This window comes from Chryseobacterium herbae (genome assembly GCF_025154075.1).
In the GTDB taxonomy this organism is placed as follows: Bacteria; Bacteroidota; Bacteroidia; order Flavobacteriales; family Weeksellaceae; genus Chryseobacterium; species Chryseobacterium herbae.
On record NZ_JAOAMU010000004.1, the window covers coordinates 58,424 to 79,871 of the forward strand.

The following is a 21,448-nucleotide window of genomic DNA, read 5'->3' on the forward strand; positions in this document are numbered from 1 at the left end:
AAATTTTAAAATGACACATTAAATCCTATGGTAATAATTCTCGCAGGCGTATATCGGTTAGAGGTTGTTCCGTTAAAAGCCTGAGCGGGCTCCAATCCTTTTCTCGCAGTTTTGCTCCAAAGGTTTTCACCGGAAACCAATACCTTGAACCCTGCTAATCCCAGCTGGGATAAAATCTCAGAATTAAAGCTATAGCTCAAAGTGGCCTGTCTGAACGTAATAAAGTCTGAACTTATCAGCCATCTTGAAGAAGCTGCATTTGAACTTGTATAGGTGGATGAGTTTAACGCAGGAACATCAGTAATCTGTCCCGGAGTCGTCCATCTGTTTAGAATATCTGTACTTAACGCTCCTCCCTGAGAATAACTTGACATCAGGGCTGCATAATTGGAATCATATGTTTTTCCTCCCAACTGGTACGTAAACATTGCAGATAACGCCCATTGTTTATAGGTAATCGAAGTTCCAAAACTTCCAAAAAGATCCGGAATAGCAGTTCCTGAATAATCATATTTGGCCTTATTAAAGTTGGTAGTCACTTTTGTTCCATCTACAGTTCTGATATCTGCAGCAGTGGTATTGGCATACGCGTCTGCTACTAAAAAGAGAGGTGAACCGTCTGCTGGGTCAACTCCGTACCATTGTCTCAACCAATAATCATAAATAGAATGACCTACTGAAACTTTTTTGGTTCCGCTTATAATTTCCGTGATTCCATTGGAAAGTTCTGTAACCTGATTTTTCAGCGTAGATGCATTGGCATTGATATTCCAGGTGAAGTTTTCATTTCTGATCACATCTGCATTAAGACTGAACTCAAATCCACGGTTGTACATTGTTCCAACATTTCTGCTTATATTATTATCAGGAACTCCGGAAGAAACCGGGAGAGGAACCTGAAAGATCAGATCTTCGGTAACTCTTTTATAATACTCTACAGATCCGGAAATTCTATTATTTAAAAATCCAAAATCAATTCCTATATCGCTCTGTTTATTTGTTTCCCAGGTGATCGTTGGATCTGCTAAAAACCCAAACAGAATACCAGGCTCCTGAGCATTATTATACCCTAAAGTATAGGTACTTTTGTACATATAGTAACTGTCTGTTCTATCGTTTCCTACTTCTCCGTAAGAACCACGAAGTTTTAATTCACTGATCAGACTAGAGCCTTTCAAAAACTCCTCTCCTTTTATTCTCCATCCTGCACCAAGAGACCAGAATGAATCCCATCTTACATCCTTACTGAATCTGGAAGAACCATCCCAACGGATAGATCCGGAAAGTAAATATTTTGAATTGAAATCATAATTCAATCTTGAAAAAACACCTTCTTTTCTGTAATTGTCTGTTCTGGAAGTAAGAGTCGTAGGAGTAACAAAATTGATCAGTTCATCATTATCATCCACAATCTGTCCTTTCTTGTAGCCATATAAATATTCATAAGTGAATTTATAGTTTTCATGTCCTAATAAATATTCAAAATTATGCTGACCCAATTTTCTTTTATAGTTCAAAAGCTGGTTCCAGGTAAATGTCTGGTCCGTAATACTGTATTTCTCAGCTGAACCTCCAGGAGCTGCATCACCAATGATTTTATTGCCATAAGTGCTTCTTCTGTTATTTCTGATATCATATCCTACATTGGTAGATAACGTCAGATAAGGATCAACCTTAACCTCAGCATAAGCTCTGGAAATGATATAATAATTCTTGGAAAGATCTTTATTTAAAAGCGTTTCCTGAATCACGTTTCTTCCGGCAGCAGCATCAGCCCCTCTTCCGCTCCCCGCATCGTACATGATATTCCCGGCATTATCATAAAGATTAGCATTGGTAACAGGATCATGAGCATACGGACTGTAAATAGGCCCCATCGTTCTTGTCCATCTGTAAGGATTGATATATGAAGAATTACTGTCTACCCCCTCCACTGAATTGTTTCCATTAGAAGAAACTCCACTGATACTGGTTCCTATCTTCAACCAGCTTTTAACCTGGGAATCTACTTTCAATCTGGCGGTAAATCTTTCAAAATCCGATTTTATAAGATATCCTGTTTCATTGGTGTAGCCAACTGATGTAAAATAGGTCGTTGTATTGCTTCCACCACTGTAGTTTAATTCATAATTCTGCCTGAATCCCGTATTCATCAAAGGTCTCTGCCAGTCTAAATCTGTATATTTCAATTTAGCGTTTGGGTTTAAAACCCCATCAATAACTAACTGATGAGGATCAACGTCAAATACATTTGTTTTTAGAACCCCTGATCCAAATGCAGTGTTTCCAGAAACCAAAACTATAGAAGCATAATTATTAGCAGCAGCGAGCCCTAATGCTGGATTAGATGCAAGTCTTCCATTTCTGATAGCTTCCCAGATCAGCGGATAGTATTGGTGTACATTCACCCTGTCATATTCAGGGATAGATCTTTGTACATACCCTGTACTCATTCCAAAATTAAAGGAATCTTTGCCCTTTTTTCCTGATTTGGTGGTGATGATAATAACCCCATTAGCAGCAGCCGATCCATAAAGTGATGTTGAAGCTGCATCCTTCAAAATATTAAATGAAGCAATATCATTGGGATTAATGGCTGCAAGAGATCCTGTATACACCGCCCCATCCACCACATACAAAGGTGATGTGGTAATTCCGTAAGATCCTATTCCTCTGATCTGAATACTCGGTGAGCTGCCCGGCTGGCCTGTTCCGGTACTTACTTTAACTCCTGCACTGGCTCCGTCGAGCGCCTGCCCGATACTTGATATAGGACGGTCTGCGAATTGTTTCGCTTTTACCTCCGTGCTGGAGCCTACCATTGTTTCTTTTTTCTGACTTCCATACGCTACAACGACTACCTCATCTATGGCATGTTCTTCCTGAATGGTGTCCTTCTTAGCTTTTTGAGCTTCAACAGCCTGCCCTCCCATAAAGAAGAGAACAGCCGTTAATAATGACAACTGTAATTTCATATTAACATATTTTAACTATAATACAATCAAATATATATTAATAAACGTTAAAATTTCTAAAATGAAGTTAAATACTATATAATTAAATAATTAATGTAAATAATAAATGAATAATAATTAAATAATTTAAATTTTTAATGTTAGTTCAATAAATACAAAACAAAATACAACATCAATTTTTTAATTTTCCAAAAAAAAACCGCTGAAATGTTCAGCGGTTATCCAGTAATGGTGTACAAAATACTATTTTGCTCTCAGTCTTTCTTTAATGGACTCGATATTTTTCTTGGCAGAATCTTCAAGAATTAAACTGGCACTCATATGAATTCTTGCCGGCATCAGTTCATTAAAATGATCGGTTCCTTCCCATGATACTTTTTTGATCAAAGCCAATGCATCACTGCTTCTGGAAGCCAATGTCTGCATAAATTTGTCCAGTTTGGCATCCATTTCCTGAATATTGTCAGAAACGGAATGATACACATTATGCTGTTCTGCCCATTCTGCCGATCTGAAGTCAGCATCAATAGCCATTGCAGAGAACTGTGATTTTCCGATTTTTCTTTCTACGTATGGTCCGATCACAAAAGGTCCGATTCCCAGATTAATTTCAGTAAGCGCCAAAGCTGAATCTTTCGTAGCAAAGCAATAATCTGCTCCACAAGCAATTCCCACTCCTCCACCGGTGGTTTTTCCCTGCACTCTGACCACAACTATTTTTCCACAGTTTCTCATGGCATTCAGAACTTTTGCAAAGCCACCGAAAAACTTCGTAGATGCTTCCAGCTCTTCAATAGACAAAAGCTCATCGAAACTTGCTCCCGCGCAGAATGCCTTCTCTCCTTCACTTTTTACTAAAATAGCTTTTACTTCTTCTTTAGCTCCTTCATCCAGAATGGTCTGAGCCAGTTTTTCTAAAATGGCACCCGGAAGGGAGTTGCTTTTCGGTGTTCCGAATGTGATTTCGGCGATATTGTTTTTAATTTCTGATGCTACGAATTCGTTCATTTTTATTTTAATTGGATTCTTACAAAAATACTAAATACCGCTCTCCCGGAGAAAATTATAAGAAACAAATTACAGATTAAAGACGGCCTCTCAAATCTCTGTGTTTTTTGGACCACAAAATCTTTCCTGTAGGGGTAAACCGAATATCCGTTACGTAGAAATACGGACTCTCCAATTTGGTATTTTCTACTCTAGCACTGCCTTTTTATATGTTGTTCCTTTGGCTTATCAAAAAACAAATAACCACCGGCGGAATCCGAAAAGCCCAGAACAGAGTAGGAAAACTTAACAACTGAAAAACTATTATCATGGACGAATACATTGGAATTGTAAAACTATTTGCTGGAAATTTTGCACCCAGAGGCTGGATGTTTTGTGACGGAAGCTTACTGAGAATCTCAAATAATTCTGCTTTATTTTCCATCTTAGGAACCACTTACGGAGGAAACGGTATAGATACTTTTGCACTGCCTAATCTGAAAGGACGTATGGCTATCGGAGCCGGAAATGTAAATGCAAACGAATATTATCCTTTGGGAGTTGTTGCCGGAACTACGCAAAACACCATTATGGCACAGAACCTTCCAAGTATAGGTTCAGGGTTTCAACTGAAAGTGGCCAATACAAATGCTACAGTTTCTACCCCTACTGCCTCCACATCTATCGCCAAAACAGGAACGCAGGTAGGAAGAGATTTCAATGCTGTACCTAGTTTTGCGGCCGTGGATCCTGATACCGCTATCAACGCACGATCTCTATCATACATCGGGCAAAATCTTCCGATGAACAATATGCCTCCTTATTTAGGACTAAACTACATCATCTGTATTGAAGGAATATATCCTCCGCGCAGCTAAAAAAAACATATTTAAAACCTAAATCATGAAAAGAACTATTTTTTTAACCATCTGTAGTTTGTTCATCTCCTTATTTTCTTTTGGACAGACAAGTACAGAGCAATTTGAAACCGAATCGAACGGTAGTCCAAGTTTTACCGATAACGGAGTGATCTTTAATATTATTTCTCACGTAGGACTTTTTGACATCCAGGCGAATTTTCCAAGTACAGGATGGAACGGAACAGCTAACGACAACAGATACATTGATAACTCCAATGACACGGCTTCACCACCGTCTTTCAGTATAAAAAGTACATCGAATCTGTTTAAAGTAAACCGTTTCTGGATGTACCTTTCTGCCCTTAATTTAGATCTGACTGTAGCAGGAACTCTAACAGTTACAGGAAGGCTAAGCGGTGTTACTAAATTTACACAGACTAAATCTACAGGCTTCAATACTTCTATGGCTACGACAAATGGATATACCCTGATTGATCTTACCAATTTAAACGGTCAGAATTACTCAAATATCATTATTGACGAACTTAGAATTACTATGGGAGGAGGTTACAGATATGGAGGACTTGATGCATTTACCTGGGTAAAAGATTCCGGTCTTGTACTGGCAACGAATGAAGTTACTTCTTCACAAAAAGTGATGAGCATCTATCCTAATCCTACCAGCGGATTGCTTTCTATTCAGGCGGAAGGCAATGCACCAGCTGAAATTTACAGCCAGGACGGAAAACTGCTTAAAAAACTGGATATGAAAAAAGGAACCAATCAGGCAGACATCTCGGAACTTCCGAATGGCGTTTACATCCTCAAAACACCATCAGGATCATCCAAGATCATCAAAAAATAAAAATTTTTCATAAGTGATTTGTGCCCTCGAAAGATTCTAATGCATAAATGATAAATTCCCTGAATGATCAGGGAATTTTTGTTTTTTTAACGGGTCCATTTGTGAAGATGTTCTATCCTTGCATTTCTTTTTAACAGGGACTGAAACCTGAGTTGTAACAAAATACGTCTTCCTTCGATAGTTCTGGTAAAGACCAGTTCAGATTTTTCAATTTTTTCGCTCCAGGTTTTCGCAAACAACTCGGCACTTTTTTTGTTTCTGGCGAAAACTTCAGGGATAGGATAATAGATATATTTCTTCGTGAAAAAAAGTTTAGCCTGCATTTTTAACAGATAACGCGGATTATCAATTTTAGAAATAATTTCCTGCAAAACCTGAATAAACTGTGATTTCTCATAGTGACTTCCACCATCCAGATAACAGAACATATCTCCTTTAGCTCCGGAACTCACCACTTTCATCTTGTCGGGAGCAGTGGTAATAATTCTCTCGTAGATCAGGCATTTAAGAACAACCTCACCTATAAGTCCTATATGTCCTGCTGCATTTTTATATTTGAGATACTGTCTCAATGCACGATAAAATTTTAAACCATACGTCAGTAATCCGAATCCTCCAAAGAGAAACATCACCCAGAAAAAGCTTTTAACAGAATCTATCGCCTCCATATTCTTTAGTATTCCCAGAAGAAGATCCTGTCCAAATAGCAAAACGATTGATATCATTACTTTAGAAAGGTCCGCAATCATTTTTCCGAGATAAGTCATCTTCATATCGGTCACTTCGGTAAGATCGCCGGAAGGAACCTTAATTTCCTCGACGAGAGTATTTCCTTTATCCAAAGCTGTTTTCCATCGTAGCGTAAGATCTTCCCTGTTTTTAGCCCAGGAAAAACTCTCCTGATTGATCAAAGGAATTTCATTTTCCTTTTCAATAGTTTTAATGTTGAGCCTTTCAAAATTATTCTCAATAGAAGTTTCTTGTCCTGTTGAAATTCCTACAAAGGTTTTGAATCTCTTCCTGACAATATCCATATCCTGTCCTCCGTTGTCTCCTTGTGGATCGAAACACAGCAAATGCCATATATTTCCCGTTTTTTGGGGAGTATCTTTATCTATTCTGATCACTCTTCCTCTCATCTGGTTGGAAAGGACGAAGGAACTGACAAAACTGGCAAGAATCAAAGTATTCATTTTAGGAGCATCCCATCCTTCTCCCAGCAGGGCTTTTGTTCCTATCAAAATCTGGATATAGCCCTGTTGAAAAACTTCCGTTATAATATGGACGATATCGTGTTTTATCTGTTCTGTAAGATTGACCTGGATATAGTCTTTATCATAAGTAACAGGAGAAAATGATATTCCGGATATCCCTTTTCTGGTACACAGCTCATTCATTCTATCTTTTGCAGACACTGGAATAATGACAATGCTCCCCGTAAGAACGCCTATCTTTTTATTCTGAACGTTCTCACGTCTTAGTTTTTCGAAGATTGGGATGGCTCCGATTTTGTCCAGCTGAAGATTATTTTCAAGATCACCGGACAGGTATTCCTTTTTTATAAAATCGGTAAGGATCACCATTTTCAGATCTTCTTTGAGAACAGAAAATTCAAATTCTACTATATCTTTAATACCCTCAAGTTTTCCAATGCTGGAGTTGAGGATCTGGCTTAAATTTTTATTATTGAAAAAACTGATAGTCTTTTTTTCCAGGAATCCCTGTCTTTTCAATCTGTTACCTAAAGCGGTACGGTGATCTTCTTCGTTTTTAAAATTCACTTCATCTACGATCAGATAAAAATCGAGAAGTTCTTCGAACCAGAAAAAATCAAATTCGGGAATGTACTGATGCTGATCCCCTATGATCTCAAAGTGAATTTCAGAGATTTCCTTTTTTCTGAAATGAAGATAAATAAGCCCTGAGGTGTAGGAAGAGATATTTTCATAAATCCATTCCAGATGATCCATCGGGTTCTGATAGACGGGATGTTGCTCTAACGCGTTGAGAAGAACGTCGTCATTTTCAATTTCCTTTAAGAAAGCGGCTGCCTGGGTATGATAATGTTCTATTTTTTGCTGTTCTTCATAGGATGGAAGTGTAAAAAACACCAAATCCTGATGCGGGCAAAGATCGCCTTCAATCATCAATTCCGGAACGGAAATCTCTGCATCTATGGGACCGTTCAGCTGCATATATTTTTGCCATTCAGAGCCGGAAACATCGAAAGGAGGTGTTGCGGTAAGGGAGACAACAATAGGGTCTATTGCTGCTTTTAATTCCATCAAACTTCTCCACCATGCATTTTTCAGATGATGGGCTTCATCAAAAATAAAGGTTTTCACTTTCTGCTTCTGCAGTTTCTTTATAATTTCAGCTAAGGAAACCCTGGATGTTTTTTTATCAATCTCCGTTTCATCGTCATCCGGAAAACCTGATGCTGCGTGAATTCCCTGATAAGTGGTTACGGTAATAAGTCCGGGATTTTTAATATCCGTGGATATCCAATCCGGGACTGTTTCAGTATCAAGAAAAAGCTCGCAGAATCTTTGAACCCACTGGTTTTTTACGGCTAAGGTTGGCGCTACGATGAGTGTCGGTTTATTGAGTCTCAACATAACTTCCAATCCTAAAACTGTTTTTCCGGAGCCGGGAGGTGCGGTGACATGCAGATGACGATCGGTAAGGAATCCGTCAAGATCATCCAGAAATCTCTTCTGATAGGCACGCCAGCTGTATTTAAATTTTGTATGGACAGGAAAAATAGTCATGGTCAAGGTTCAGTGCTGCAATTAACAGCTATTTTTTCAAAGCCAAAATATATTTGTCAATGTACAGTTGTTTTTCTTTTGTTTTATACTGTTGAATGTATCTCGGATGTTCAAGGACAGTCATGGTTTCAAACAGCTGAGCTTCTTTATTCAGTGCTGAAATAAATTCTGAATTCTTTTTGCCTAAGACAAAAACTTCGGAAGTATCCACGCCCAGGCTGATATGCTTCTTCAGAGAATCGATCATAAAGTCTTTTACGGCTTCAAAGAGTTTTTTATCATCATAATAATTGGCGTTCAACCAGCCGGTTTTTGTTTTTCTTACAATAGCCAACGGAAAAGGCGAATTGATATAGACATCTTTGTAAAACTCTTCTGGACCACCATATTCAGCGATCATATCGTACATAAAAACCGAAGAAACTTCATGGGTGCGGGCCGATTGCATTTTAATTCCGCAAACAGCTTCCAGCCTTTTTGTATCGGTAAACGGAACGCCCGTCACTCCTGCTCCGTGCCGGCTGGGATTGATCCCGATCATGAATTTCCTCGTGCTGATATCATTGTAGTATTTGTGATAAAATTCCTCCATAACTGTCATCGTTTCCGGATTGTCCAGATACGGATTCATGGCCTCAAAACCATCAGGAAGATCTCCTGAAAACTGAAGGTTTTTATTGAATTCTATGACGGCGTCCGCAAAAGTTTTATTCATTAGAAATTATTTTAAAACCACGGAATATCCTACTGATCTGTATTTTCATCATCGTCTTCGTCCTCTTCTGCTTCAGATAATTCCATTTCAATATCAATAAAATGAATATAAAGACTGCAGATTTCGTCCTTTGCATCATACCCAAAATAAACAGGATATACTCCATCTCCTAAACCGCTTGCAAATATTGGAATCTGATATTCTGTATCCGGCACTTTCCAATTGATCCAGTCTCCCAAATCCCTTTGATTATCCGGATTTTCTTTATAGTTTTTAGCAAAAAGATCTGCAAAATAGTCATCGTAAATATTTTCCACATCAAGTTCTGCAATAAACTGATCCACATAAGGAACTACCTGTGTATCCGTAATACACGCCAACCCGGCATCTACTACAAAGCCAAAATAATCTTCTTCCTCAGAATCTCCAAGTTCCTCTTCTCCTATCAATGCCTCTCTGTATACAACAGCCTCTTCTTTGGTAAATTCTACCTTCACAGCAGCATACCGGTCTCCCCAATCTTCGAATTTTGCCACAGCAATTTTAACAGGAAAATTACCTTTGGGCACTTCAACAAAATAAGGTTTCTCCTTTGCATTTAAGTAGACTAAGGGATCTCTTACAATCACTTTCCCGGACGGCAGGGAAACGTTTCCGATCTCCATCACTTCCATTTTCTGCTCCATAATTTCATCCGAAGTAAAATAGGTTTCCAAGTCTACAGGACAGATAAGTCTATTTTTTACCTCTTCCCATTTTTGCATCCAGCTTTCGTTCATTATTTTATTTTTTACGATTTGATTTAAAGTTTAAAAATGTTGTTTTAATTATTCCCCGTCAAATTCATCTTCATCTTTCAGCCCCTTTATGAAAGTTTCAAAATCTTTGGCCAAAAATATCTTTTTATAATCATTTTCCTGATCAATGTGAACCACTTCCGGTTCTCCATCTTTGCCGCAATTGGAATAATCCAGCAAAACCATATCATGCCCAGCTGAAGGACAGTCGCAGATATAGATACCAATTGCAGGATATCCCCATTCTTCAATCATAAACTGACTTCCAAGTTCTCCGCAGATGGAATAGGTTTTCTCTCTTCCGATTCCCATAATTCCGGTAATTGCAATATGATCATCCGCCCATGAATTCTCTTCAGACGTTGGAAAGCAGGATTTTTCAACCAATCCACCGTTCTGCAGTCTCATCAGTTCGATATAAGACGCGGGAAGTTTGTAGCCAAGCTCTTCTTCTTCGGAAGCAATAAGTTCATCATCCGGAAACGGTTCGATATAATCTCTTACGGAATAGCTGCTTTCATTCCAGAAGTCCGTAAAGTCAAAGTCTTTGAAAAATTGTAGGTCCATATTTTGTCTTAAATAAATGAGATTCTGATTGTGCAGTAAAAGTAATTATCATTTTTAATAAAAACCTTTCCTGAACCAAGATTTTTCCTGCAGCAATTACCATTGACAAGGATAATTAAAAATCCCTTTCAGTAAAACCAAAAGGGACTATCAATTTATATTTTATTTTAAGAATCAGCGCATATATAACATGCTCTTGCAATATCTGGCCATCTTCCAGGGCGACAACAACTTCCCGGAGGGCAGGAATTAGGGAAACAAGCCCAGTTTGGACCGGCACCTTTAACAGATCTCAATTCATTTCTTGAAAGCTTTTTTAAATTTTTCATAGTACTTAGTTTTTAATCTTTTTTCCTACTCTATATGCTTTTCGGATTTCGCCTATTAAAGTTACTCATTTTAATCTAAACTTTTATTTTAACGGCTTACTTCTTAAACCTTGACAAGGAGTATTAAAAAATCCCTTTCAGTAAAAACCAAAAGGGATCATAAATTTATATTTTATTTTGAATTAAATCAATCCAAACTGCTCGAAGTGGTGTGTAAAATGCTTTTTGTGCATCAGCTCCCACATTTCTTTATTCAGCTTTCCGAATACATAATTCATGTGCTCAGCCTGTGGATTTTCTCTGTAATAGACTACAAATCTCTGTAAGTTATCCAGAAATGACTGTTTCGCAGCATCCAGATTTTTATGCTTCAATTCCAGTAAAGTTTCATCTTCAGCCAGGAATGGAGCAGGGAAATCTTTCGGCATTTTTCTGTGGTTATAAAGGGAATCCTGCCATTTTTCCAATTGCTCTTCAGGTGTGAAACATTTGTCGGCTTCCGGTTCACCTAGGCTTACCAGAACTCCATGCTCCAAGTGTTCGATCATTTGCTGAGGAGACATTTTACCCCAGTTTATTGACGTGCTTTCTGTTAAACCACCCAATATTTTCTGAACATTTTTCACATTCAGGTCAATGAAAGGAGAATGCTTTGCCACCAATGTCAGGATCGTCGCTACACAAACGATTTCATCTCTTTGGTTAACCACTTCTACCAGCCATTTCACAACGCCTGAAGGAATGTTTCTTCCTTTTACCCCTCTGTTTATTTTTTCTTTTGCCGTTAAATAAACCGTGATCGTATCTCCTGCATAAACCGGTTTAAAGAATGAGCAGTTTTCTAATCCGTAGTTTGCGATAACGGGTCCTTTTTTCCCTGAAACAAACAATCCAGCTGCTGCAGAAAGGATAAAATACCCGTGGGCTACTGTTTTATCGAAAATAGTTCCGCTTAAACTTGTAGCATCGGTATGTGCGTAGAAATGATCCCAAGAAACGTTGGAGAAATTAACGATATCTGCATCAGTAACCGTTCTTCCCGCTGTTTCCAATGAATCTCCTACTTCAACTTCTTCAAAATATTTCTGGAAAGGATGTTTGTCTGAGAATTTTTTCTCGGCACCCTGCTGATATACTTTTGTAATCGCTTTCAATACATCCGGAGAACCCTGAATCGCTGTTTTCTGAAGGAAGAAATGAAGACCGTTCAGTCCGCCCATTTCCTCACCTCCACCAGCTCTTCCCGGACCACCATGCATAAGTGTAGGTAGCGGAGAACCGTGACCTGTACTTTCTTTGGCATTGTCTCTGTTCAGCACAAAAATTCTACCGTGCTGGGAAGCCATTTTCCATGAAGTTTCTGCGATAAAGGTTTCGTCGTGGGAAATAATAGATCCTACTAAACTTCCTTTTCCTCTTTTAGCAAGAGCCGCCGCTTCTTCAGCATCTTTGTAAGGCATTAACGTAGAAACCGGTCCGAAAGCTTCTACATCGTGAGAGATATTTTTCTCGAAAGGTCTATCGTTTAAGAACAGTTTCGGGCTCATAAACGCTCCGTTATCATAGTCCGCATCTACAAGTTCATGTTTTCCGTCGTAAACTAATTCTGTTTCCGTTTTTAAAATATTTACTTTTCTAACGACCTCATCGTACTGCTGTTTTCCAACCAGTGATCCCATTCTGGTTTCTCTGCTTAACGGGTTTCCGATTTTGGTTTGGTCTAAAGCTTTAGATAAAGCATTCTGAACATCTCCGATCAGGTGCTCAGGAACAATAATCCTTCTGATTGCCGTACATTTCTGACCTGCTTTAGTGGTCATTTCAGTACGTACTTCTTTGATGAAGAGATCAAATTCCGGAGTTCCCGGTTTTGCATCCAGACCTAAAATTGAACAGTTCAGAGAGTCCGCTTCCATATTGAAACGTACAGCATTTCCTGCGATAGACGGCATTGATTTCAGTTTTCTTCCTGTATGGGCAGAACCGGTGAACAGTACAGAATCACCATCCTGAACATAGTCCAGAATATTGCCAGGCTCACCACAAACCAATTGAAGCGCACCTTCCGGAAGAACTCCACTTTCGATCATGTCCTGAAAAACTGCGTTCGTCAGGTAAGAACCGTAAGGAGAAGGCTTTACAATAGAAGGAACACCTGCTAACAGTGAAGTTGACAGTTTTTCCAGCATTCCCCAAACCGGGAAGTTATAGGCATTGATCTGTATAGAAACTCCTTCACTTGGTGTCAGTATATGAGTTCCCAGAAAAGTTCCATTCGCGGAGATTTTCTGAGTTTCGCCATCCACCCAGAACGGAGTGTTGGGAAGCATTCTTTTGGCCAATCCGGAATAGGTAAAGAAAGTACCGAAACCTCCTTCTATATCTACCCATGAATCTGCGTGGGTAGCTCCGGTTTTATATGATAATTCGTAATATTTTTTCTTTCTTTCCAAAAGATAAAGAGCCACTTTTTTCAGCATCTCTCCTCTGTCATAAAACGTCATGGAGGAAAGGTTTTTGTAGCCTACTGTTCTTCCGTAGTCGAGAGCCTGCTCAAAATTAAGCCCTTCTGTATCTGAAACAGCAACCTGCTCGCCTGTAACGGCATTGTATAAAGGAACTCCGTTTCCGGTACCTTCTACCCATTCTCCGTAGATGTAATTTTTCAGTTTTTCCATATTATTTTTAACTTTTTATTTCTTTTTAATGTCTAAAAAATCCTACTTTTTCTTTAAACCTTATAGGTTTTTGAAACCTATAAGGTTTACGAATCGCTTATTCTAAATTCATAAAATCATATTCTACATTAGATTTATGATAACCAAGGAAGTCCTCTTTTGAATCGAAGTATTTCAACATTTCTCTTCTTTGAATACTGCTCGGCTTTTCTACATTTGTGTAAGAATTATATGAAGAGTATTTCCATTTTTCAGCCTGACTGGCAAAACCATGATGTACAGGATTATTATGAATATAGTGTAACAGTTTAAGCAGGTATTTTTCATCCTCGACTCTCTTCCGTCTCAGGAAATCGAGAAAGAGAGCACCTTTCCTATTATATCTTCTATTGTAAGCTTTGGCATAACTATTCAGAAAATTACTGAATGGTCTCATCAGATGTTGATGTTCATCTTCAACTTTATCATCAGCTAAGTCTTTAAATCTTATTAATAAATGAAAATGGTTTGGCATTAAACAATAAGCATAAATTTCTGCTATCGGAGTAATATATTTTAATAACCTGTCCAGAAAATACTGGTAGTTACTATCTTCCACAAATAGCAAATCTTTTCCGTTGGCATGCGAGTATATATGATAAATATATCCGGACTCAAAATGCTCTGCGATGGTCATTTCTTCTTTATTAATTCTAAAGTTTATTTTTTAATAATGAGTTGTACTATTTTCCTTCCTCCTATAAACAGCAACAGCAGAATAAGGGAAAAATCCAGGATCAGAACTGCATCCACAAACAGGGTATATAAAAAATCCTTCTGTTTCAGCTTTCTGATCACATGTTCTGATTCTACATGCTCAAGCGCATCGGAAATACCCATTGATTCCCACAATAGATAGAACCCCGCATAATTGATTCCGATAAGGGCAATCAACAGGAAAATCCAATGTTTTTTTAGACGCTCTATCATTTATTTCTTTTTCTGAAGAAGGTCCAAAGCTTCTTTCAATGTATATTTTTTATATTCGAATCCTCCTGCATCTTTAGCATAATCTTCGATAGTCCTTCCAAATCCGGAATTCTTTCTCAGTTCGTTGACACCCTCCGGATCTTTTATCGGCCACACAAATGACAGGGTTTCCGTTTTTCCGTTTTTTGTTGAAAAAATTGAACGGATCTGTGTTCCATAGATTTGCTCTTTGTTTTCGTACATCAGCTTTCTGTCCATCATCATAGCATAGAGTCTGAACGGCAGTTCTTTTTCATCGGCTGCTTTTTTAATCAGAGGAAGATATTTTTCAATTTTAGGGGAATGCTGGATAACATACCATACGGCATAATTCTCAGGTTCTCCCACCATAGATTTTCCGGGATAGCCATATTTTTCAATAATCTTCTCAACTTTAACCAGATTCTTCTGATCCTGATCGTCCATCAATTTGATAAGCCCTGTACTCACATCTTCTGTAGAGAGGTTTTTCTCTTTTATGATCTCGGCCTTTCTTTCAGGGGTAATGTTGTGTTGTGTCAACTCCCGGTAGATCTGATCGTCTTTATAAATTTGTGCAAGCTCTTTCTTAAGTTCAAGATTGAGCGGTTTTTCTGTAGTTTTCTGGCCTTCTCCGAACTTCGAAACTTCATCTAAAGTATAATTCTTAAAAACAAAACTCTTTCCGTAGAGGCGCTTGGCATAGCTTTCTACCGTATCATCAAAACCAGCTTCTTTTCTGAGCTTGTTTACATTTTTAACATCTTTAATCGGCCAAATAATAGGATCACTTTCTTTCTCTCCATCGTTAGAAGAAAACCCCTGAGTTCCGTAGATCTGCTCTTTTCCATCATTCATTAACTGTCTGTCCAGCATCATAGCATAAAATCTGAACGGAATTTCTTGATGATCAGCCGCCGTTTTAATAACGGGCATATATTGATTAATTTTTGGAGAGTGCTGAATAACAAACCATGTGGTTTCATTTTCCGGTTCTCCTACCAGAGATTTCCCGGGATAGCCATATTCTGCAATAATTTTTTCAACTTTTTTAAGATTGATTTTATCCTGCTCATCCATCAGTGACCATAATCTATCTGTAATATCTTCCTTACTAAGATTTTTTTCTTTCATGACCTTTTCCTTTTGCTCCTGGGAAACGTCAGACTGCATCAGTTCACGATAGATTTGATCATCTTTTTGAATCGTAGCCAATTCATTTTTAAGCTTTACATTAATTTTCTTATCCTGCTTTTTCTGAGCATTGATCAAAACTGAAAAGAAAATGGCGAAAAATAAATACCTCATGATTCGTATTTTGATGGTTTACTTTTTAGGCTCTTTATACGGGAATAATTTCACCAGACCTTCGTACAAACTTCTGTGAAGAATGGTAGCGTGATTATCTGTTTCCATCATTTTATATTCTACAGTCCAGTTCTTTTTACCAGCCTGTTTCAGTACATCATAAAGAGATCCTGCGTCTTTTACCATCACAGGATGTTCGTCTTTTCCTACAGAAACGTAAATAAATTTCTTCGTATCCGGGCTTTTGGCAAGCAACTGCGGAGCCTGTTTCAATAAGCTCTGATCATCCCACCACAAACTTGGGCTGATGATAAAATAATTATTGAACATTTCCGGCTTTTTCAACAAGATTTCTGTTGCCAGAAGTCCACCAAGAGATTGACCGAATACATATTTTTCTGTTGTTTTATACTGGCTTCCTACGTAAGGGAGTAATTCTTTATCCAGAAACTCAATAAATTTATCTGAATGTCCTGTCGTAGGATAATCCTGTTGTAAATCTTTCAGGTCTGTATGAAAGGTAAAGTCCCTTTTTCTGTCGATGTTGGCAATTCCTACTACGATGGTTTCAGGCATGGCATACATTTGATTAAAGAACTGTACTAATCCGGAAACATGGATAAAGTCTTCGTTCATTGAGCCATCCAGCAGATAGATCACCGGGTATGATTTTGTTTTATCAAAACCTTGCGGCAGATAAATATTTAAAGTTCTGTCTTCATTTAAGATCTTAGATTTAAATGTTCTGACCTCTCCGATAGTCAACGGTTTTACTTTTTCATTCTGGGCTAAAACCATGAATTGAAAAGCAAACAACATACTACAGGTAATGAGCATCTTTTTGATCATATTCGTTTTCATTGTATCATAAAACCTTATCGTTTTGAATAAGGTTTAAAAGTTTATTTTAAATCCGCCCAGATGCTGTAATCCACAGTTTTGGTCGCGGTCTGTTCTACATATTCTGAGAACGGTTCACATGGCAGGATAGCCTCTTTTCCTTCTCTTGCCAGCTGTTGGTATAGCTTCGTTCCTTCTGTTTTCCAATGGATCATTTCGTCGGAAACATCGCGAATAATTTTCGCAGGGCTTCCTACAATCAGTTTTCGCGGTCCGCAGGTGAAGTTAGCAGGAACAAAAGCCAATGCTCCGATGATGCATTCATCACCGATAACAGCTTTATCCATCACTACGGAATTCATTCCTACCAAGCAGTTTTTACCGATATGTCCGGAATGGATAATCGCGCCATGTCCGATATGGGCTGATTCCTCAAGAATGGTTTCGATATTCGGGAACACATGCAGGGTGCAGTTTTCCTGTACATTGGCTCCGTCTTTAATGATAATTTTCCCCCAGTCGCCTCGGATCACAGCATTGGGTCCGATATATACTTCTTCACCGATTTCCACATTCCCGATGATCACCGCCTGCGGATGAATATAGGCAGAGGGTTTGATGATGGGGCGGATACCGTGGTATGAGTAGATGTTCATAAAATTTTTGTTAAAAATTTAATTTAACAATGTATCAATCTAACAGTTTACCAATTGAAATGCTTTGGCAACCTCAGCATAGGAGGAATTGTTACATTGATACATTTTTATATTGTTACATTTTTGAAAAAGTTATACTTTTTCAATAACCATTGCATAGCCCTGTCCGACACCGATACAAAGGGTACACAATGCATATTTCTTGTTTTGTTTCTCCAGTTCAATAGCGGCAGAACCAATGATTCTTGCTCCTGAAACTCCCAGCGGGTGACCGATGGCAATAGCTCCTCCGTTTGGATTTACTCTTGAATCATCATCTTTCAAACCTAAGCTTCTGGTCACGGCCAATGCCTGCGCTGCAAATGCTTCGTTCAGTTCAATAATATCCATATCTTCCAGAGAAAGATTTAATCTTTTTAATAATTTCTGAGTGGCCTCTACAGGTCCGATTCCCATAATTCTAGGTTCCACACCAGCTACGGCAGATCCTAAGATTTTAGCTTTCGGTTTTAAACCATATTTTTTCACGGCTTCTTCACTGGCCAGGATAAGCGCTGCTGCTCCGTCATTCATTCCTGAAGCATTTCCGGCAGTTACGGTTCCTTCTTTTCTGAAAGCGGGACGAAGTTTTCCTAAACCTTCCATAGAAGATGTAGGTTTGATGAATTCATCCTGATCAAAAACTTTAGGATCGCCTTTTTTCTGAGGAATTTCAACTTTTACAATTTCTTCCGCCAGTCTTCCGCTTTGCTGAGCTTTTGTCGCTTTCTGCTGCGACCAAAGGGCAAATTTATCCTGATCTTCTCTGCTGATATTATGCATATCGGCTAAGTTTTCAGCAGTATCTCCCATTCCGTCAACCCCGTACAATTCTTTCATCTTCGGGTTAACAAAACGCCATCCGAAAGTCGTATCAAACATCTGACTGTCTCTTCCGAAAGCAGCACCCGGCTTAGACATTACGTAAGGAGAACGCGTCATCTGTTCTACTCCACCGGCGATATAAATTTCACCCTCTCCGGAAGCAATCGAACGAAAAGCATTAGCCACCGCCGACATTCCCGAAGCACAAAGTCTGTTTACCGTTTCTCCACCGATTTTGTAAGGCAATCCAGCCAATAAAAGAGCCATTCTTGCCACGTTACGGTTATCTTCTCCCGCCTGATTAGCACATCCGAAAATAACATCCTCAATTTCCTCAGCAGGAACTTCAGGATTTCTGGCCATAACTTCTTTAATAACGACTGCCGCCAAATCATCAGCTCTTACTTCTGATAATCCACCCTGCAGTTTTGAAATGGGTGTTCTGACGTAGTCTATGATGTATACGTTGTTCATTTTTATTAATTTAACAATGTATCAGTTTAACAATGTAACAATTGGATTGGTAGATTGGTACATTTTCAAATTGGTACATTTTGTTTATAGTTCAGTTACTTTTTTTCCGATTTTATAGACTGTTCCGACGAATTTTGCGATCAGCTCATTGTTTTGATTAGTGATCTTGATGTCGTAAACGGCTGTTTTTCTGGTCTCATTCACCAGAATACATTCTGCTCTGAAAACATCACCTTCTTTCCCGGCTTTGGTAAAATTAATGATACAGTTCAGGGCAACGGCTGCCTCTCCGGAATTGTTGGACGAAAATGCCAATGCAGAATCTGCAAAAGCAAACGTAACTCCTCCGTGAACCGTTTTTAGCCCATTAATCATTTCTTTTTTGATGGGCATTTCTATTAAACAATAATTTTCTTTGACTTCGATCATTTTGATATTCATCCATTGGGAAAAATAATCCTGACCGAACATATAATCTGCAACTTGTCTCGGCGTCATTTTTTTTAATTTATCAATGTAACCTGTTTTTTTTTATATAAATCGGATTATATCCGATTCTATGTTAAATCGTCCCTTTGGGACTCATTATTTAGATATTGATAACAGGTATATTTTTTTATATTGTTACACCCTTACATTTTTATCTTGTTAGATTTTGCGTAGCAAAGGGCTTTGTCTGTATCTTTCTTCCTGATATTCTCCGTAAAGATTTTGCAGGGTTTCGGAGATTTTTGAATACCCGATTTCTTTTCCCCAGCTTAGTAAACCTTTTGGATAATTAACTCCTTTCTGCATGGCCAGCTCGATATCTTCATCGTTGGCAATTCCTAATCTTTTGGCTTCCACAGCTTCATTGATCAACATTGAAATGATCCTTAAGAAGATCTGCTGATACAATTCATCATTTTTCTCAGCAACCGGTTTTTCTGCACCTTCTGCATAATCATAGAAACCTTTTCCTGTTTTTCTTCCGTGAAGTTTAGCTTCGGCCATTCTTTGCTGAAGCAGAGATGGTTTGTATTTCGGATCGTAGAAGTAGTCTTTATAAACGGTTGTGGTTACGGCAAAATTGACGTCGACACCGATTAAATCCATCAGTTCAAATGGTCCCATTTTAAAGTTCCCCAGTGTTCTCATAGCTTCGTCTACCTGTTCAGGAGTTGCAATGTTTTCTTCAACAATCCTTAATCCTTCGCCATAGTAAGGGCGGGCGATTCTGTTGACGATAAATCCGGGAATATCTTTAGCAATCACAGGAATTTTTCCCCATTCTTTCATGAGGTTATAGATTTTTTTCGGTAATGATTTTTCTGTTAATAAAGAAGGAATCACCTCAACCAAAGGCATCAATGGTGCCGGATTGAAAAAGTGAATTCCGATGAAACGTTCTGGCTTCTTTAATTCTGCACCAAGAGAGGTGATAGAAATGGATGACGTATTGGAACCGATGATACAGTCGTCGGAAACATAGGTTTCAAGTTCTGTAAATACTTTGGTTTTTATGTCTTTGTTTTCGATGATGGCTTCTATAACCAGATCCGAGTCTTTCAAATCCTGCAAAGCTTCACCTTTAACGATATTTGTTCTGATTTCTGTGGCTTTTTCCTGAGAAATTTTAGCTTTATCCACTAATTTCTGAAGTGTTTTCTCTAAGCCTGATAATGCTTTATCAATCTGCGGAGCATTTGCATCGAATAAAACGACTTTGCATCCCGCCGTTGCAGCCACCTGAGCAATTCCTACGCCCATGGTTCCTGCCCCAATAATTCCGATATTTTTCATTTTTTATAGATATTAGAAACTAGAAGTTAGAAGTTAGATCGCATACTTACTAATATCTAACTTCTAATCTCTAGCTTCTATAATTTATTTTCCTTTATAATCAGGTTTTCTTTTCTGTAAAAATGCATTTACACCTTCGATGAAATCTTCTGTTTCAGCAGCTTCCTGTTGTAGATCGCCTTCTAATTCCAATTGCTCTTTTAAGGTATTGGTATAAGACTGAGCGAAAGCTTTCTTAGTTAATCTAATCGCGGCAGTCGGCATATTTGACATTTTCTCAAGAATCTCCATAGATTTTGGAGCAAATTCTTCCTCAGTGAACACTTCAGCCACTAAACCGTAAGATTTAGATTCTTCCGCTGATAATCTTTTCCCTGTAAATGCTAAATAATTGGCTAACTGTCTTCCCAATAATTTTGGAAGGAAATAAGTTCCTCCTGTATCAGGAATCAATCCGATATTTGAAAATGCCTGAGCAAAATAAGATTTATCTACTGCCAAAACAAAGTCACAGATCAATGCCAACATTGCACCTGCTCCTACTGCAGGGCCGTTTACCAATGCCACAACAGGTTTTTTGCAACGCGTGATTTCTGTTACCAGAGGATTGTAGTAATCCACTACAATTTTTCTGATGATATCGTTATCATGGTGCTCATTACCCTGTACAAAAGCATCATCCAGATTCTGACCGGAGCAGAAAGCTCTTCCTCTTCCCGAAATCGCCACACATCTTACGGTAGGATCTTCACTGCATTCTTTAATGAAATCTTTCAGATCTGATAAAGATGGCTTGGTAAGCGCATTCATGGTTTCCGGTTGATTGAGGTAAGCAATTTTCAGTTTTCCGTCAAAATGCGTTTCAATATCAAGTTGTGTATACATGGTTTTAAATTTAAAATTAAATGATTAAAGAATTAAAAAATTACACTGCTCTAATTTAACAATATAAAATAATGTGGCAATCTCTATCATGTAACAATCTAACAGATT

General features: G+C 38.3%; 19 protein-coding genes. 2 read left to right on the forward strand and 17 right to left on the reverse strand.

Translation table 11 applies throughout. The features are described 5' to 3' along the window. Nucleotides 1–5: 5 nt before the first annotated feature. On the reverse strand, nucleotides 6–2,975 hold the full coding sequence (locus N0B48_RS13370) for a SusC/RagA family TonB-linked outer membrane protein (protein WP_259839283.1): 2,970 nt from the start codon (nucleotides 2,973–2,975) through the stop codon (nucleotides 6–8). Between the two features lie 243 nt (nucleotides 2,976–3,218). Continuing rightward, on the reverse strand, nucleotides 3,219–3,983 hold the full coding sequence (locus N0B48_RS13375; RefSeq protein WP_259839284.1) for an enoyl-CoA hydratase/isomerase family protein: 765 nt from the start codon (nucleotides 3,981–3,983) through the stop codon (nucleotides 3,219–3,221). A gap of 308 nt (nucleotides 3,984–4,291) precedes the next feature. Between N0B48_RS13375 and N0B48_RS13380 the strand changes: the two genes are divergently transcribed. Together N0B48_RS13380 and N0B48_RS13385 are read left to right on the forward strand one after the other, a co-directional pair. Beyond that, nucleotides 4,292–4,840 (forward strand): phage tail protein, encoded by a 549-nt coding sequence (locus N0B48_RS13380; protein ID WP_259839285.1) that lies wholly within the window; start codon nucleotides 4,292–4,294, stop codon nucleotides 4,838–4,840. 25 nt (nucleotides 4,841–4,865) lie between these two features. Next, nucleotides 4,866–5,687, forward strand: a complete 822-nt coding sequence (locus N0B48_RS13385; protein ID WP_259839286.1) for a T9SS type A sorting domain-containing protein — start codon at nucleotides 4,866–4,868, stop codon at nucleotides 5,685–5,687. Between the two features lie 86 nt (nucleotides 5,688–5,773). Here N0B48_RS13385 and N0B48_RS13390 read toward each other — a convergent pair whose 3' ends face one another. From N0B48_RS13390 to N0B48_RS13455, 15 genes are all read right to left on the reverse strand, one after another. Continuing rightward, the gene (locus N0B48_RS13390) at nucleotides 5,774–8,458 is read right to left on the reverse strand and encodes a DEAD/DEAH box helicase family protein (RefSeq protein ID WP_259839288.1); all 2,685 of its coding nucleotides are present in this window, start codon (nucleotides 8,456–8,458) and stop codon (nucleotides 5,774–5,776) included. A gap of 28 nt (nucleotides 8,459–8,486) precedes the next feature. Then, nucleotides 8,487–9,173 carry an SMUG2 DNA glycosylase family protein gene (locus N0B48_RS13395; protein ID WP_259839290.1) on the reverse strand — a complete coding sequence of 229 codons (687 nt, stop codon included), beginning with the start codon at nucleotides 9,171–9,173 and terminating at the stop codon, nucleotides 8,487–8,489. Nucleotides 9,174–9,202: 29 nt separating this feature from the next. Further along, a complete protein-coding gene (locus N0B48_RS13400; RefSeq protein ID WP_259839291.1) occupies nucleotides 9,203–9,952 on the reverse strand; it encodes a DUF4241 domain-containing protein in 750 nt (249 codons plus the stop codon). Between the two features lie 48 nt (nucleotides 9,953–10,000). Continuing rightward, complete coding sequence (locus N0B48_RS13405) at nucleotides 10,001–10,537, reverse strand: SMI1/KNR4 family protein (RefSeq protein WP_259839292.1); 537 nt, start codon at nucleotides 10,535–10,537, stop codon at nucleotides 10,001–10,003. A gap of 167 nt (nucleotides 10,538–10,704) precedes the next feature. After that, complete coding sequence (locus tag N0B48_RS22960) at nucleotides 10,705–10,866, reverse strand: bacteriocin-like protein (RefSeq protein WP_442867484.1); 162 nt, start codon at nucleotides 10,864–10,866, stop codon at nucleotides 10,705–10,707. A 182-nt stretch (nucleotides 10,867–11,048) separates the two neighbouring features. Next, nucleotides 11,049–13,544 carry a phenylacetic acid degradation bifunctional protein PaaZ gene (gene paaZ, locus N0B48_RS13410; RefSeq protein ID WP_259839293.1) on the reverse strand — a complete coding sequence of 832 codons (2,496 nt, stop codon included), beginning with the start codon at nucleotides 13,542–13,544 and terminating at the stop codon, nucleotides 11,049–11,051. A gap of 97 nt (nucleotides 13,545–13,641) precedes the next feature. Further along, on the reverse strand, nucleotides 13,642–14,220 hold the full coding sequence (locus N0B48_RS13415; protein WP_259839295.1) for a transposase: 579 nt from the start codon (nucleotides 14,218–14,220) through the stop codon (nucleotides 13,642–13,644). 23 nt (nucleotides 14,221–14,243) lie between these two features. Next, on the reverse strand, nucleotides 14,244–14,513 hold the full coding sequence (locus tag N0B48_RS13420; protein ID WP_259839296.1) for a hypothetical protein: 270 nt from the start codon (nucleotides 14,511–14,513) through the stop codon (nucleotides 14,244–14,246). Next, on the reverse strand, nucleotides 14,514–15,839 hold the full coding sequence (locus N0B48_RS13425) for a DUF6624 domain-containing protein (protein WP_259839297.1): 1,326 nt from the start codon (nucleotides 15,837–15,839) through the stop codon (nucleotides 14,514–14,516). Between the two features lie 18 nt (nucleotides 15,840–15,857). Next, nucleotides 15,858–16,700: an alpha/beta hydrolase gene (locus N0B48_RS13430; protein ID WP_259839298.1), complete on the reverse strand. Its 843-nt coding sequence runs from the start codon at nucleotides 16,698–16,700 to the stop codon at nucleotides 15,858–15,860. Between the two features lie 41 nt (nucleotides 16,701–16,741). Further along, a complete protein-coding gene (locus tag N0B48_RS13435; protein WP_034725774.1) occupies nucleotides 16,742–17,335 on the reverse strand; it encodes an acyltransferase in 594 nt (197 codons plus the stop codon). Nucleotides 17,336–17,467: 132 nt separating this feature from the next. Continuing rightward, the gene (pcaF, locus tag N0B48_RS13440) at nucleotides 17,468–18,673 is read right to left on the reverse strand and encodes a 3-oxoadipyl-CoA thiolase (protein WP_259839299.1); all 1,206 of its coding nucleotides are present in this window, start codon (nucleotides 18,671–18,673) and stop codon (nucleotides 17,468–17,470) included. Between the two features lie 84 nt (nucleotides 18,674–18,757). Further along, nucleotides 18,758–19,171 (reverse strand): PaaI family thioesterase, encoded by a 414-nt coding sequence (locus N0B48_RS13445; RefSeq protein ID WP_259839300.1) that lies wholly within the window; start codon nucleotides 19,169–19,171, stop codon nucleotides 18,758–18,760. Between the two features lie 150 nt (nucleotides 19,172–19,321). Further along, on the reverse strand, nucleotides 19,322–20,455 hold the full coding sequence (locus tag N0B48_RS13450) for a 3-hydroxyacyl-CoA dehydrogenase NAD-binding domain-containing protein (RefSeq protein WP_259839301.1): 1,134 nt from the start codon (nucleotides 20,453–20,455) through the stop codon (nucleotides 19,322–19,324). 84 nt (nucleotides 20,456–20,539) lie between these two features. After that, the gene (locus N0B48_RS13455; RefSeq protein ID WP_259839302.1) at nucleotides 20,540–21,340 is read right to left on the reverse strand and encodes an enoyl-CoA hydratase/isomerase family protein; all 801 of its coding nucleotides are present in this window, start codon (nucleotides 21,338–21,340) and stop codon (nucleotides 20,540–20,542) included. Nucleotides 21,341–21,448 lie beyond the last annotated feature (108 nt).

Coding starts and splice junctions, on each gene's coding strand:
- N0B48_RS13420 (WP_259839296.1), bottom strand. CDS start 14,513: ATGATAGAGCGTCTAAAAAAACATTGGATTTTCCTGTTGATTGCCCTT.
- N0B48_RS13425 (WP_259839297.1), bottom strand. CDS start 15,839: ATGAGGTATTTATTTTTCGCCATTTTCTTTTCAGTTTTGATCAATGCT.
- N0B48_RS13370 (WP_259839283.1), bottom strand. CDS start 2,975: ATGAAATTACAGTTGTCATTATTAACGGCTGTTCTCTTCTTTATGGGA.
- N0B48_RS13395 (WP_259839290.1), bottom strand. CDS start 9,173: ATGAATAAAACTTTTGCGGACGCCGTCATAGAATTCAATAAAAACCTT.
- paaZ (WP_259839293.1), bottom strand. CDS start 13,544: ATGGAAAAACTGAAAAATTACATCTACGGAGAATGGGTAGAAGGTACC.
- N0B48_RS13380 (WP_259839285.1), top strand. CDS start 4,292: ATGGACGAATACATTGGAATTGTAAAACTATTTGCTGGAAATTTTGCA.
- pcaF (WP_259839299.1), bottom strand. CDS start 18,673: ATGAACAACGTATACATCATAGACTACGTCAGAACACCCATTTCAAAA.
- N0B48_RS13405 (WP_259839292.1), bottom strand. CDS start 10,537: ATGGACCTACAATTTTTCAAAGACTTTGACTTTACGGACTTCTGGAAT.
- N0B48_RS13400 (WP_259839291.1), bottom strand. CDS start 9,952: ATGAACGAAAGCTGGATGCAAAAATGGGAAGAGGTAAAAAATAGACTT.
- N0B48_RS13430 (WP_259839298.1), bottom strand. CDS start 16,700: ATGAAAACGAATATGATCAAAAAGATGCTCATTACCTGTAGTATGTTG.
- N0B48_RS13385 (WP_259839286.1), top strand. CDS start 4,866: ATGAAAAGAACTATTTTTTTAACCATCTGTAGTTTGTTCATCTCCTTA.
- N0B48_RS13450 (WP_259839301.1), bottom strand. CDS start 20,455: ATGAAAAATATCGGAATTATTGGGGCAGGAACCATGGGCGTAGGAATT.
- N0B48_RS22960 (WP_442867484.1), bottom strand. CDS start 10,866: ATGAAAAATTTAAAAAAGCTTTCAAGAAATGAATTGAGATCTGTTAAA.
- N0B48_RS13415 (WP_259839295.1), bottom strand. CDS start 14,220: ATGACCATCGCAGAGCATTTTGAGTCCGGATATATTTATCATATATAC.
- N0B48_RS13390 (WP_259839288.1), bottom strand. CDS start 8,458: ATGACTATTTTTCCTGTCCATACAAAATTTAAATACAGCTGGCGTGCC.
- N0B48_RS13375 (WP_259839284.1), bottom strand. CDS start 3,983: ATGAACGAATTCGTAGCATCAGAAATTAAAAACAATATCGCCGAAATC.
- N0B48_RS13435 (WP_034725774.1), bottom strand. CDS start 17,335: ATGAACATCTACTCATACCACGGTATCCGCCCCATCATCAAACCCTCT.
- N0B48_RS13445 (WP_259839300.1), bottom strand. CDS start 19,171: ATGACGCCGAGACAAGTTGCAGATTATATGTTCGGTCAGGATTATTTT.
- N0B48_RS13455 (WP_259839302.1), bottom strand. CDS start 21,340: ATGTATACACAACTTGATATTGAAACGCATTTTGACGGAAAACTGAAA.